Source organism: Methylobacterium brachiatum, from assembly GCF_900113845.1.
Classification (GTDB): Bacteria; Pseudomonadota; Alphaproteobacteria; order Rhizobiales; family Beijerinckiaceae; genus Methylobacterium; species Methylobacterium brachiatum.
Window position 1 is genome coordinate 127734 of record NZ_FOQW01000009.1, and the last position, 12009, is coordinate 139742.

14 protein-coding genes are annotated in these 12009 nt (G+C 70.6%); 9 read left to right on the plus strand and 5 right to left on the minus strand.

Annotation, left to right across the window (positions count from 1 at the left end):
* The first annotated feature begins 155 nt into the window (after positions 1-155).
* The gene (locus BMZ47_RS13435; protein WP_091862934.1) at positions 156-1085 is read left to right on the plus strand and encodes a DMT family transporter; all 930 of its coding nucleotides are present in this window, start codon (positions 156-158) and stop codon (positions 1083-1085) included.
* A 14-nt stretch (positions 1086-1099) separates the two neighbouring features.
* Here BMZ47_RS13435 and xylB read toward each other — a convergent pair whose 3' ends face one another.
* On the minus strand, positions 1100-1873 hold the full coding sequence (gene xylB, locus BMZ47_RS13440; protein ID WP_091862938.1) for a D-xylose 1-dehydrogenase: 774 nt from the start codon (positions 1871-1873) through the stop codon (positions 1100-1102).
* Positions 1874-2063: 190 nt separating this feature from the next.
* Here xylB and BMZ47_RS13445 point away from each other — a divergent pair, with 190 nt between their 5' ends.
* A complete protein-coding gene (locus tag BMZ47_RS13445) occupies positions 2064-2483 on the plus strand; it encodes a flagellar biosynthesis repressor FlbT (protein WP_007569202.1) in 420 nt (139 codons plus the stop codon).
* Between the two features lie 16 nt (positions 2484-2499).
* Here the strand turns inward: BMZ47_RS13445 and flaF are convergent, their stop codons facing one another.
* Positions 2500-2871: a flagellar biosynthesis regulator FlaF gene (gene flaF / locus BMZ47_RS13450; protein WP_091862941.1), complete on the minus strand. Its 372-nt coding sequence runs from the start codon at positions 2869-2871 to the stop codon at positions 2500-2502.
* 169 nt (positions 2872-3040) lie between these two features.
* Here flaF and BMZ47_RS13455 point away from each other — a divergent pair, with 169 nt between their 5' ends.
* Entirely contained in the window at positions 3041-3283 is a 243-nt protein-coding gene (locus BMZ47_RS13455) for a hypothetical protein (RefSeq protein ID WP_007569206.1), read from the plus strand.
* A 2-nt stretch (positions 3284-3285) separates the two neighbouring features.
* On the opposite strand, the gene BMZ47_RS28585 is transcribed toward BMZ47_RS13455, so the two are convergent.
* Together BMZ47_RS28585 and BMZ47_RS13460 are read right to left on the minus strand one after the other, a co-directional pair.
* The gene (locus BMZ47_RS28585; protein WP_007569207.1) at positions 3286-3426 is read right to left on the minus strand and encodes a hypothetical protein; all 141 of its coding nucleotides are present in this window, start codon (positions 3424-3426) and stop codon (positions 3286-3288) included.
* Positions 3427-3513: 87 nt separating this feature from the next.
* Positions 3514-3831, minus strand: a complete 318-nt coding sequence (locus BMZ47_RS13460; RefSeq protein ID WP_091863131.1) for a hypothetical protein — start codon at positions 3829-3831, stop codon at positions 3514-3516.
* Positions 3832-4379: 548 nt separating this feature from the next.
* On the opposite strand from BMZ47_RS13460, the gene BMZ47_RS13465 reads away from it, so the two are divergent.
* Positions 4380-4958: a hypothetical protein gene (locus BMZ47_RS13465; protein ID WP_091862945.1), complete on the plus strand. Its 579-nt coding sequence runs from the start codon at positions 4380-4382 to the stop codon at positions 4956-4958.
* Between the two features lie 131 nt (positions 4959-5089).
* On the opposite strand, the gene BMZ47_RS13470 is transcribed toward BMZ47_RS13465, so the two are convergent.
* On the minus strand, positions 5090-5599 hold the full coding sequence (locus BMZ47_RS13470; protein ID WP_091862948.1) for a metallophosphoesterase: 510 nt from the start codon (positions 5597-5599) through the stop codon (positions 5090-5092).
* 466 nt (positions 5600-6065) lie between these two features.
* Between BMZ47_RS13470 and BMZ47_RS13475 the strand changes: the two genes are divergently transcribed.
* The 5 genes from BMZ47_RS13475 (at position 6066) to BMZ47_RS13495 (ending at position 11946) form a co-directional block, all read left to right on the plus strand.
* On the plus strand, positions 6066-6794 hold the full coding sequence (locus tag BMZ47_RS13475; protein ID WP_091862951.1) for a Crp/Fnr family transcriptional regulator: 729 nt from the start codon (positions 6066-6068) through the stop codon (positions 6792-6794).
* 167 nt (positions 6795-6961) lie between these two features.
* Positions 6962-7681 carry a cytochrome c biogenesis CcdA family protein gene (locus BMZ47_RS13480; protein WP_091862954.1) on the plus strand — a complete coding sequence of 240 codons (720 nt, stop codon included), beginning with the start codon at positions 6962-6964 and terminating at the stop codon, positions 7679-7681.
* A gap of 89 nt (positions 7682-7770) precedes the next feature.
* Entirely contained in the window at positions 7771-8817 is a 1047-nt protein-coding gene (gene selD, locus BMZ47_RS13485; protein WP_091862957.1) for a selenide, water dikinase SelD, read from the plus strand.
* Positions 8818-8893: 76 nt separating this feature from the next.
* Positions 8894-10870, plus strand: a complete 1977-nt coding sequence (locus BMZ47_RS13490; protein WP_091862960.1) for a glycosyltransferase — start codon at positions 8894-8896, stop codon at positions 10868-10870.
* Complete coding sequence (locus BMZ47_RS13495) at positions 10867-11946, plus strand: glycosyltransferase (RefSeq protein ID WP_091862964.1); 1080 nt, start codon at positions 10867-10869, stop codon at positions 11944-11946. The genes BMZ47_RS13490 and BMZ47_RS13495 overlap by 4 nt, the downstream gene beginning before the upstream one ends.
* The last annotated feature ends 63 nt before the right edge of the window (positions 11947-12009 follow it).

Genomic DNA, 12009 nt, shown 5'->3' on the forward strand with positions numbered 1-12009 from the left:
AATTTACCACCCACACCCACGAATTCGAGATTTTAGACGTTGAACTAGATCGAAAAAAGACCGTTTGACGGCATCGTTGGCTTCGAGAGCAAGAAACGGGTTGGCCACCCCGGCCGCGGATTCATAGGCTCGGATCGACCTGTTGGAGATCCGCCATGCCGCCCGCCGGGACTCACGCCATGTCCGCGCCCGAATGGGCGATGCTGCTTGGCCTGTCCGTCCTCTGGGGCGGCTCGTTCTTCTTCACCGGCGTCGCGCTTGCCGGGCTGCCGCCCCTCACCCTGGTGGTTCTGCGGGTCGGGCTCGCCGCCCTGATCCTGAACCTGATCCTTCCGCTGACCGGGACACGTCTGCCGGGCACGCGCGACATCTGGGCCGCGTTCCTCGGCATGGGCCTCTTGAACAATGTCCTGCCCTTCAGCCTCATCGTCTGGGGCCAGACCCATATCGCGTCCGGCCTCGCCGCCATCCTCAACGCCACGACGCCGCTTTTCACGGTCCTCGTCGCCCACCTGCTCACCTCCGACGAGCGGATGACCGGCAACCGGCTTGCCGGCGTGCTGGTGGGCTTGGGCGGCGTCGCCGTGATGGTCGGCCCCGCCGCCGTTGCGGGATCCGGCGCGGGGTTCCTGGCCCAGCTCGCCGTGCTGGGTGCGGCCCTGTCCTACGCCGGCGCCAGCGTATTCGGGCGGCGCTTCAAGCGGATGGGCGTCCCACCCCTCGCGGTGGCCACCGGGCAGGTCACCGCCTCGGCTCTGGTGCTGTTGCCGGCTGCGCTGACGATCGACCACCCCTGGACCCTGCCGATGCCCGGCGCGCCCGTCTGGGGCGCGGTCTTCGGCATCGCCACGTTGTCCACCGCACTCGCTTACGTGCTGTATTTCCGGATCCTGGCGCGGGCGGGGGCGACGAACCTCTCGCTCGTCACCTTTCTGATCCCGGTCTCGGCGATCCTGCTGGGCGCCCTGGTCCTGGGCGAGCGCCTCGAAAAGCGGCACTATCTCGGCATGGCCCTGATCGGCGGCGGCCTGGCGGCCATCGACGGCCGCCTCCTCCGCAGGGTCCGCGCCGCCGACGGATCGTGAGTTCAGCCCGCGTGTTACCGCCAGCCGGCGTCGATGAAGTAATTGTGCCCGGTGCACATGCGGGCATCGTCGGAGGCGAGGAACAGCACCAGGGCGGCGACGTCGGAAGGCTGGATCCGCCCGTCCAGGCACTGCGAAGCGACGATCTCGGCCTCGCCCTCGGGGGTATACCAGCGCTCCTGACGGGGCGTCTGGACGTTGCCGGGCACGACCGCGCAGACCCGGATGCGGTCCCGGCCGAGGTCGCGGGCAAGCGCCCGGGTCATCCCCTCGATCGCCGCCTTGGCGGTCTGGTAGACGGCCAGCTCCTTCAGGCCGAGATGCCAGCTGATCGAGCCGAAGTTCAGGATCACGCCGCCGCCGGCCCGGCGCATCGCCGGTACGGCGGCCTGCGCGGCGAAGAACAGGTGACGGAGATTCACCGCCATCCGGTCGTCCCAATATTCGGGCGTGACGTCCTCGAGCTTGTGGCGGTCGTCGTTGCCGGCATTGTTGACCAGGACGTCGAGCCCGCCGAGCGCGGATTCGGCCCCAGCCACCAGGGCGCGGACGGCGTCGACATCGGTGAGATCGCAGCGGCGGTAGAGCGGCGGGTGCGCCGCACCGGGGGACAGGCGCGCGACCAGGGCTTGCGCCGCCTCGTCGGCGATGTCGCAGAACACGACGCGGGCACCCTGGGCAACGAAGGCTTCGACCAAGCCTTCACCGATCCCGGAGGCGCCACCCGTCACCAGCACGCGTTTCCCGCGAAGAGTTGGGTAGATGGCGTGCGTCGAGGGTGAGGACATCGGCAAGTCTCCGAAGGCTGAGACGGCGCAGAATCGCCGACTCGGCGCCATCTCTTCGAAGAGTCGACGATTCGCACCGCCGCCGCAATCCTGTCCCGGTCCCCGGACGATCCGCGCAAGTCGGCGGCCATTGTCCAAACGTTAACGCTTTCGGAATCACATCGCCGCGTCTTCTAGAAAGGAACACGCGATGCCCCTGCGCCTGGAACTCAAGCCGCTCGAGCGGCTGATCATCAACGGCGCGCTGATTCGCAACGGCGACCGGCGCTCGACCTTCCTGATCGAGACGCAGTGCAAGTTCCTGCGCGAGAGCGAGATCATCACGGAGAGCGAGGCCGACACGGCCTGCAAGCAGATCCACCTCACGCTGACGGTGATCTACCTCGCCGACGACCCAGCGGCGGGGATCGACCTGTTCTTCCGGCAGGCCGGGGAGCTGATTCGTCTGATGCCGGCGGCGGCGCCGCAGATCGCCGCCATCGCCGAAGCCGTCGAGGCCGGCACGTTCTATCCGGCGATCAAACTCGGCCGGAAGCTCGTGGAATGGGAGGCCGGGATACTCGCCCAGGCGCTGCCGGCCGGGCCGCCCGAGCCCGGCGCGGCCGCCTGACCGCGCCGTCCGGGTCTCAGCCCAGATTGCCCTGGAGGCCGGCGGCGATCTCGTTGTTGATCTGCACGAGGTTGGCGATCTTCTCCGGGGTCGGCTCGATCATCGTGTCGACGCAGCTGCGCAGCACGAACACGCCCAGGTTGCCGATGCCCTGCTTGATATCGGCCGGCAGCGGGTTCTCGTCGGCGGTCGCCTCGCTGGCCAGGATGGTCCAGACGCGCTGGTTGAACGACAGGGCCTCGTTCAGGCGCTTGGTGTCGCCGGCGGCGAGCCCGTGGCTGGCGCCGATCAGCTGCTGGGCCGCCTTCAGCAGGACCGCCGATTCGGCTTCGCGCGGCGTCAATGCGGACCGGGACGTCCGGGCATAGGCGTTGGCGGCGTAGTTCATAGGCGGTCCAGCCCTATCGCATCAGACCTGCCGGGTGGGCAGGCTTGCGTGTAGCTGTCGCAGATCAAGTGTTAAGGCCGCGTGAGCATCCGTCCGCCATGATGCCGCCGGGTTGGACAGAGACCAGGGATTGTGGTCGCGGAATGCCGGCCACCGGATCGCGTCAGAGATGCTGAACTTCTTGCTTGGAACCGTTGCCGGCGGCCTGATCGCCGCCGTACTGACCATCGCGGCAGCCCGGCAGCCGGAGGTTCAGGCGCGTCTCGGGCTACGACCGGCCCCGGTTGTGGCGGCGCTCGCGGCGGTGACCAAGCCGCGCGAGCCGGATTGCGTCAAGCCGCACGAGGCGCCCACCGTCGGGAGCCGGGATATGCTGTTCAACCGCCAGCGGTTCTGGTCGGTCGCGCCCTGATGTCAGAGCGTCCCGATCAGCACGAGCAGCATCGTCGTGGCGACGGTGGTGCTGATGAAGCCGCAAAGAGCGGCCGCGAAGGACGGGCCGGTGCGATCGGTGGTCGGGGCCTGGAGATCGGACGACAGCAGGGCGGTGGTCATCGGCGCATAACCTTGTCGGCGACGTGCGTCGCTATGTCGGGATGATGCTGCGGGGCCTGAACGTACGAGGTGCGCGGACGCACCCGGTCAGTCGCAGCGGTTGATTTTCTTGGCGATGCGGAGGCCGCGCAGCTCGCTGCGCAGATCGATGGCCACCACGCCCTCGCCGCAGCGCTCGAAAGCGTCGCGGGCGTCGTCGTAGCGGTCGCCGACCTCGTCCAGCGTGTCGCAGACGCGGTCATGGTTACCCAGCCGCGCCTCTTGGCGCGCCTGGAAGCGCAGGGCGTTGGCCTCATCGACCTTGCGCTGGGCCTCGAGGCACGCCGGCAGGGCCAGCGCCGAGGAGGCCAGAGCGAGGAGCGACAGGGCACCGGCCAGGGCCGTCTTGGCGAGGCCGGTCGTCAGGGAGAAGCCGTAGCGGGAAGAGTCCGAACGGGCGCTCACGGGAATACTCACGACTTGGTTTCTATGGTGGCCCCACAAGACGAGGCCGCCGGGTTTCTCGGGACGGCGCGTATCCATCCCCTCTCTGTCCGCTGAAACGGTGAAGCTGCTGTGAAGGTTCCGACTGAACTACGCCTTCCGGCGTAGGCGCCCGGTGCGGATTGCGCAGAGGCCTGCGACGGCCGGACCCGCCGGATCGGCCCGGCATCGCACGGCTATGCCATCGCCTCGCGCGCTCCGCGACCGCACCCGCTCAGGTTGAGCACGCCCCGATCCATCCCGTCCAAGCTGCAGGACGCCCAGTGGCCGGCACCATGATCGCGTCCGCCACCGCAATGCCGTCTGAGAAGCGCGTCGCGATAGAACATCCGACCTAAGGCACCGCCCGTTCTCTCAACAGGTGGCTCCGCGCTAGAGTATCGAGCGACCCAGACGGCATGACGCCGAAGCGAAGAACCCGTCCACCACGGCGCGGATGGCGTCACACGCACTGAACCCTTGCTAAGGCCATGAACAAAAGCGCTCTGGCACCCCTCATCATCTTTGTTCTTGCAGGCTTCAGCGGCACGGACAATTTTCCGGCCCAGGAATACCGAACCCTCACGGTTGCCGACTGGCCGCTCAAGTTCGTCCAACATGATTTCGACGCCTTCTGCTATTCGACCTATCGCTGCGCGGTCCGATACAACGGATTCACATTCGCGGATGACCCGGACGACAAGCTGCAGATCTCGTCGGCGTCCTTGGGCAGCGGTTACCCGGACAATTTGAAGGCCAGCTATCTCGGCGTGCCGAATTTCCCGATGCCGGCCGACGTCTCATGGCGCTCCGCGGATGGCACTGCGCATCACGCCGAGGTCGACATCGCACACATATTTGCCGGCGGCCTGATCAAGCACAACGCGAAGCGCGAGGACATCGCGGAAGGCGTTTCGATCACGAATCCGGAAATCATCCTCGAAGTCAACGACAGGACGATCAACGTCTACATGCGGGCGCACATCCCGATGAAAACGTTGCAGATCCCCGGCAATCGCTACAGCGATTACAGGGCCGATCTCGTCCTGGCATGGAGCAGGACATACTAGAGCGCTCCCGCTCAAGCAGCCCCGCTTCGACGCAGGAGAGTGCGTCAAACCAACATATCGGGGCCGCTCGCAATCGCACTGTTCCGCGCCGAGCAGGCCCCACTTCCGCGGTGCGGGAGCTCGAAAGTTGGCTACGCCTTCCGGCGGAGGCGCGAGGTGAGGATGGCCGAGAGGCCGACCGGGGCCGGCCCCATCGGGTCGACCCCGACATCGTACTGCTTCGGCATCGGCTTGAGCTTGCCGTGGCTGTGCCCGTGCAGGTTGAGCGCACCCCGGTTCATGCCGTTCCAGGTCCGGAATGCGTAGTGGCACAGCACCACCATCCGGTCCTCGACCAGGAGTTCCGCGTAATGGCGCACGGAGGCCCAGCCCGGAGCCCCCAGTGTGTCGGGGCCGTCGTTGTTGCCGACGATCAGGTGCTTCTCGCCATTGAGCCCGTCGAGGATCTCGCGGATCCGTGCGCCGCTCGGGCCGAGCGCGAAATCCCCGAGGTGCCAGACGGTGTCGCCCGGGGCCACCGCGGCGTTCCAGGCGGCGATCAAGCCGGCATCGTGGGCGTCGAGGTCCGGGTACGGCCGGTGGTCGAAGCGCAGGGCCCGTTGGTCGCCAAAATGGGTATCGCCCGTGAAGAAGGTGGCCACCGATCCGCTCCGTGGAATGTCCGCCCACCCGCCTATCCGTCAGCGAGAGCATCCGCCGGCGACCTGGATGCCGGCGCGGTCACAAGCGCTGACGCAGATCGAGGACCGAGAGGCGGGCGCGCTGGCGGCACAGAGGGTCTACCGCACCACGGCGCGCATCGTGATGTGCCGAAGCGTAGCGGCGGCTGGGTTGGCGCAGCGCCGATCGGGTCCGGCTCCGGCCCCCACCTTGCGCGCAAACGAGGCTCGCTTCATGCAAGATCGGCTTGTTGTTCTGCCAGCCTTGAAGCAAGAAATGTAAGAAATTTACATTTCTACAGGCACCTCAGACCGGATCATCTGCGCAGAAGAATTTTGTATTGCGATGTTACGGGCCAGACATTAGCGCAGGCACAGCGTTCGCTACCTCCGGGGCGTTGATGATCGCGGGTCCGCTTGCGCTCTCGCCCGCTATGCATGAGCACCCGTGGTCCATCTCCGTCAGGCTGACCTGCACAACCGTCTCCTCCGGGCCCTCGATCCCGAGGATTTCGCGGTCCTGCAGCCTGCGCTGCGCCCGGAAGACATGCTGCTGCGGCAGATGTTGATCGCCCCCCACACGCGGATCGACACGGTCTACTTCGTGGAATCCGGCATCGTCTCGGTGACCAACGACGGCGCGAGCGGTCGGGTCGAAATCGGGCTGATCGGCCGCGAAGGTCTGGTCGGCGCCAGCCCGATCCTGCTCGGGGACGACCGCACCCCCTACACGCACTTCGTGCAGGCGGCCGGGCACATGCTGTCGGTCGATGCGCAGGTCCTGTCCGGGCTCGCGGAGGCGCGCCCGGCGATGCGCCGCCTCTTCCTGCGCTACATCCACACCCATTTCGCGCAGACCGCGCAGACGGCGTTCGCGAATGCGCGGGGCAACACCGGGACGCGGCTCGCCCGCTGGCTGCTGATGTATCACGACCGCAGCGCGGGCGACGTCGTCACGGTCACGCAGGAATTCATGTCGCTGATGCTGGGCGTCGAACGACCCGGCGTGACCCAGGCGCTGCGCGTGCTGGAGCGGGACGGGCTCGTGCGCACGCATCGCGGTCTCGTCCGGATCGTCGACCGCGATGGCCTGCTCCGCCTCGTCGGCGACAGCTACGGAACGGCGGAGGCCGAATATGACCGCCTGATCGGCGGGCCCACGGCGCCGACCGACTGACGGTCTTGGACGCCGCGACGGCCCGGTGCATCGCGATCCGGCCCACGAGTCTGGGGTGCCGGGCGGCGACGATCGATCCCACCCCCGCCCGGCGATGCGCCGATTGACGCCATCGCGCCCCGGCGCGAAGCCTGCGGACCAAAAGGAAGACGGCGGAGGAACGGGCGATGCTGGGGACGGTCGGGTTCGCGTTCCTGGCGGGGCTCCTGTCGGTTCTGTCGCCCTGCGTCCTGCCGCTGGTACCGATCGTGCTCGGCACCGCGGCTTCGGAGCATCGGCTCGGGCCCGTGGCGCTGGCACTCGGCCTGGCCCTCTCCTTCACGGCCATCGGGCTATTCATGGCGACGATCGGCTTCTCGATCGGGCTCGACGGCGACGTGTTCCGCGGCGCCGGAGCCGTGCTGCTGATCCTCCTCGGCCTGGTGCTGATGCTGCCGCGGCTCCAGGCGCAGGTCGCCACCGCCGCCGGGCCGGTGGGGGCCTGGGCCGAGGACCGGTTCGGCGGGTTCGGGTCCGGGGGCCTGTCCGGCCAGTTCGGCGTCGGCCTGCTGCTCGGCGCGGCCTGGAGCCCCTGCGTCGGGCCGACCCTCGGGGCCGCCTCGCTGCTGGCCGCCCGGGGCGAGCATCTCGGCAGCGTCGCCCTGACCATGCTGGCGTTCGGGATCGGGGCCGCGGCCCCGCTGATGCTGCTCGGCTTCGTCTCCCGCGAGGCGCTGATGCGCTGGCGCGGCGGCCTCGCGGCGGCCGGCAAGGGCGTGAAGGCGGCCCTGGGGGTGGTGATGGTGGCGCTGGGGCTTCTCATCCTCACCGGCACCGACAAGCGGGTCGAGGCCGCGGCGGTCGCCGCCTCGCCGGACTGGCTGAATGCCATCACCACGCGTTACTGACGGGCGCAGCATCGTCCGCCGAAGGCCGGCCTTCCGTCCGGGACGATGCCGGTGAACACCGCCTCGGCGGCCTTGGCCCGGAGTTCCGCATGACCGAGTCCCCCCGTCTGACCAGTCTCGCCCATGGCGGCGGCTGCGGCTGCAAGCTCGATCCGGCGATCCTGCGCCGGCTGCTGGCCGAGCAGCCGGCCGCCGGCCCGTTCGAGCGGCTGCTCGTCGGCAACGAGACCTCCGACGACGCCGCGGTCTGGGCGCTCGACGACGGCACCTGCGTGATCGCCACCACCGACTTCTTCACCCCGATGGTGGACGACCCCGTCGAGTTCGGGCGGATCGCCGCGACCAACGCGATCTCGGACGTCTACGCCATGGGCGGACGGCCGATCTTCGCCCTGGCGATCCTGGGCATGCCGGTGGGCAAGATCGAGCCCGACGTGGTCGCCCGGATCCTGCGCGGCGGCGCCGAGACATGCGCCGAGGCCGGGATCCCGGTGGCCGGTGGCCATTCGATCGATACGCCGGAGCCGATCTACGGGCTCGCGGTGATCGGCACCTGCCGCCGGGAGGCGGTGCGGCGCAACGCCGACGCGCGGGCCGGCGACGCGGTGATCCTGACCAAGCCGCTCGGCGTCGGGGTCTATTCCGCGGCGATCAAGCGCGAGGCCCTGGACGCGGCCGACTATCGCGACTTCGTCGCCACCACCACCCGGCTCAACACGGTCGGCATCGAACTCGCCGCCGAGCCGGCGGTCCATGCGATGACCGACGTGACCGGCTTCGGCATCCTGGGCCACGGGCTCGAGATCGCCCGCGGCGCCGGCCTGACCTTCGCCCTCGAGGCCGGCGCCCTGCCGTTCCTGCCCCGGGCCGAGGCTCTGGTGCAGGCGGGCTTCGTCACCGGGGCCTCGCACCGCAACTGGAACGCGTTCGGCGCCGAGATCGACCTGCCCGCGGGCTATCCCGATTGGCGCCGCCACCTGCTCACCGACCCGCAGACCTCCGGCGGCCTGCTGGTGACCTGCGACGAGCCCCAGGCGGAGGCGATCCTGGCGCGCATCCGGGCGGCCGGCTACGCCGCCGCGGCCCGGATCGGCCGCATGGAGGCCGGCCCTGCCCGCATCCGTGTGGACGGCTGATGGCGCACGCGGTCCGAGAGGCAATCTTCACCCTTCGCGGCCAGACTGAGCGCCCCGCCCGACGCGCGAACCGCCCTTGACCGACGCCGCTTCCTCACCGCCCGCCCACGGCGTCGCCGGCTGGCCGTTCAGCCCCGTCACCGCCGGACCGGGGCGGCCGGCCGCCTTGCCCGACGGGCGGCCCTGGCCGCGGATCCGCGTCGTCACCCTGGCGGATCCCGGCATCGACGCGAAGGCGACCGCCGCCTCGGTCCTGCGCCAGGATTACGCGGAGCTCCGGCACGACCTCGTGCCGCCTGGGTTCGGGCGTGCCCATATCGAAGCAATCCTGGCCGAGCCCGGCTGCGACGCCCTGCTGTGGCTCCGCCCGGGCGATCTCCTCGCGCCGGGGGCGCTCACCGCCCTGGCCCTGGAGGCCGCCCTGACCGGTGCGGCGGCGGTCGCGGGCCTGCGGGTCCTGTTCGCCGATACAATCCTGGAACTCGACATCCCCGGGATGGAGGCTTGGGACGGGGTGCCGTTCCCCGGCGGCGCGGTTCTGTGGATGCGCGCGGCGCTCCACCGCCACGCCGTGCTCGACGCCGACGGCGACCTGCACGCCTCCGCCGCCTGGTCGGCCCTTCCAGCCGCCGCTCGCTCGCGCATCGGCCGCCCGGTTCTGCTGCAACGCATGAACGAGGCGCCGGCCGCGCGATCCGGCGGCCTGGCGATCGTCTCGCTGACCGGCACCGGCACCCAGGGCGGCGCCGGGGTCGCCCAGAGGCGGCTCGCCGAGGCGCTGGCGCTCGCCGGCCACCGCGTGACCGGCATCGCGCTGAGCGACCGGCCGGAGGCCGCGGAATGGACCGACCGGTTCCCGCGGGCCGAGGCGGCGATCGCGGCCGCCGCGCCCGACCTCGTGCTGGCCGGCAACCTGCACGGCGCCACCCGCAGCCTCGACGTGGTCGGGCGGCTGGCCCGCAGCGGCCCGACGGCTCTGGTGCTGCACGACCTGTTCCCGCTCACCGGCCGCTGCTGCCATCCGCGCGACTGCACCCGCGCCGCCACCGGCTGCGACGCCGCCTGTCCCGGACCGGACGAGTACCCGCAGCTCGCCCCCGGGCGGATCGCCGGCATGCACGCCCGAAAGCGCGCGGTGCTGGCCGAACCGGCCGGGCCATGGCTGCTCGCCAATTCCGACTGGACCCTGGCCCGCGCCCGGGACCTCGCACCCCCCGGCGCGGTGGCCGAGCGGATCCAGCTGGCCTTCCCGACCGCGACGTTCCGGCCCGGCGACCGCGCCGCCCTGCGCCGCCGGCTCGGCCTGCCGGCGGGCGACGTGCTGATCCTGATCTCGGCCGTGATCGTCGACGGGCCCGACAAGGGTTTCTCGGATCTGCGTGCCGCGCTCCGGGCGGTGGCCCGGCCGGGGGTCGGCGTCGTCGCGATCGGCCGGCTCGACGATCCGGCCCGGCTCGGCCTGCCGAACCTGTTCGCCCCGGGGCTGATCGCCGACGAGGACACCCTGGCCGCCTGGTACGGCGCCTGCGACCTCCACGTCACCGCGAGCCGCCACGAGACCCTCGGCCAGACCCCGATCGAGGCCGGTCTGTGCGGCGTGCCGACGCTGGCCTACCGCACCTCCGGGCTGACCTCCGCGGTGATCGACGGCGTGTCCGGCCGGCTCGTTCCGGTGAAGCCCGGAGCCCTGGCCTGGGCCCTGGCCGAGCTGGTGGACGATGCCGGGGCCCGGGCGCGGCTCGGCGCCTTCGCCCGGATCGCCCTGGAGAGCCGCCACAGCCCCGCCGCCGCCGCGCTGTCACTCGACGCGATCATCCGGGCGCGGAATCTGCTGCCCGGCGCCGCGCGGCTGGCCTTCGCCCCGGCGATGCTCGGCCATTTCCCGTTCGCGGCCGAGCGCCAGACGGGCGCGACCGGCACCGTGCCGGCGCCTTCGCGGCCGCTGGTACGCCGGCTGCGGCGCGCCAAGCAGATGGTGCTCGGCCGGCGCATGCCCCTGTTCGTACGCCGCTGCCTCTACCTCGCCGGCACCCTGCGGCGGAGCGTCCCGTGAAGCCGGGGCCGAAGCGGATCTATCTCGACCAGACCCATCTGCGCGCGCACGTCACCGGGATCGAGCGGATCACCCTGGACCTGTTCGCCCCGGAGCGGCTGGCGCCCCACGAGGTCCGGGCGGTCACCAGCGGCTCGCTGCCGGGGATGATCGGCCAGCAGCAGCTCGGGCTGCCGCTGCGCGCGCTCACCGACCGGGACGCGCTGTTCCTGTTCCCGGGCTTTCCGCCGGGGCCGCTCTGCGCGGTCGCTGCGGCGCGCTGCCTCCTCTACGTCCACGATACCTTCCTGCTCGACCGGCCGGAGGATCTGAGCCTGAAAAGCCGGCTCTACATGAGCCCGTGCTTCGCCCGCGCCCTGCGCTGGTGCCCGAACCTGTTCGTCAACAGCCGCACCACCGGCGCGGCGGTGCGGGCCGTCTGCGCGCCGAGGGCCCGGGTCGCCCTGCTGCGCCCGTCCGTGCGCGACGCCTTCAATCTCGGTGACCTGCCGGGGCCGGCCGCCTACGCCCCGGGCGCGCCGATCCGGATGCTGGCGATCGGCACGATCGAGCCGCGCAAGGATTATCCGGCCTCTCTCGCCCTGGTCGGGGCGCTCAACCGCGCGGGGGTGCCGGCGGAGCTTCACCTGGTCGGGCGGGTCGGCTGGGGCCGTCACGCCTTCCTGGACGACCCGCCGCCCTTCCTGCACCGCCACGGCTACCTGGCCGACGCGGCGCTGCGGGATCTCGCCGGCTCCTGCCACCTCCTGCTCTCGACCTCGAAGGCGGAGGGGCTCGGGCTGCCGCTCCTCGAGGTCCAGCATGGCGGCCTGCCCGTGGCGGCACCGGATGCACCGGTATTCCGCGAGGTGCTGGGCGCCTCCGGTCTGATGATCCGGCCGGAGGTGCCCGAGGCGGCCGCGTCGGCGCTGATGGACTGGATCGTCGAGGGCGGGCTGGCACAGGCGGCGGCCGCGAGCCGCGGGAACGTGGCGGGCTGGAATGCCGCCGCGGCCGAGGACCGGGCGCGTTTCCAGGCGTTCCTGGCCGGGGATCCGGCGGCCTATGCGGCACCGGACGCCGTGATCGTCGCGTGAATCCGTTTACGTAGTCCCCAACAATTACGGGCCTGTTGGCGCCACAAAAACGTGACAGAGCGT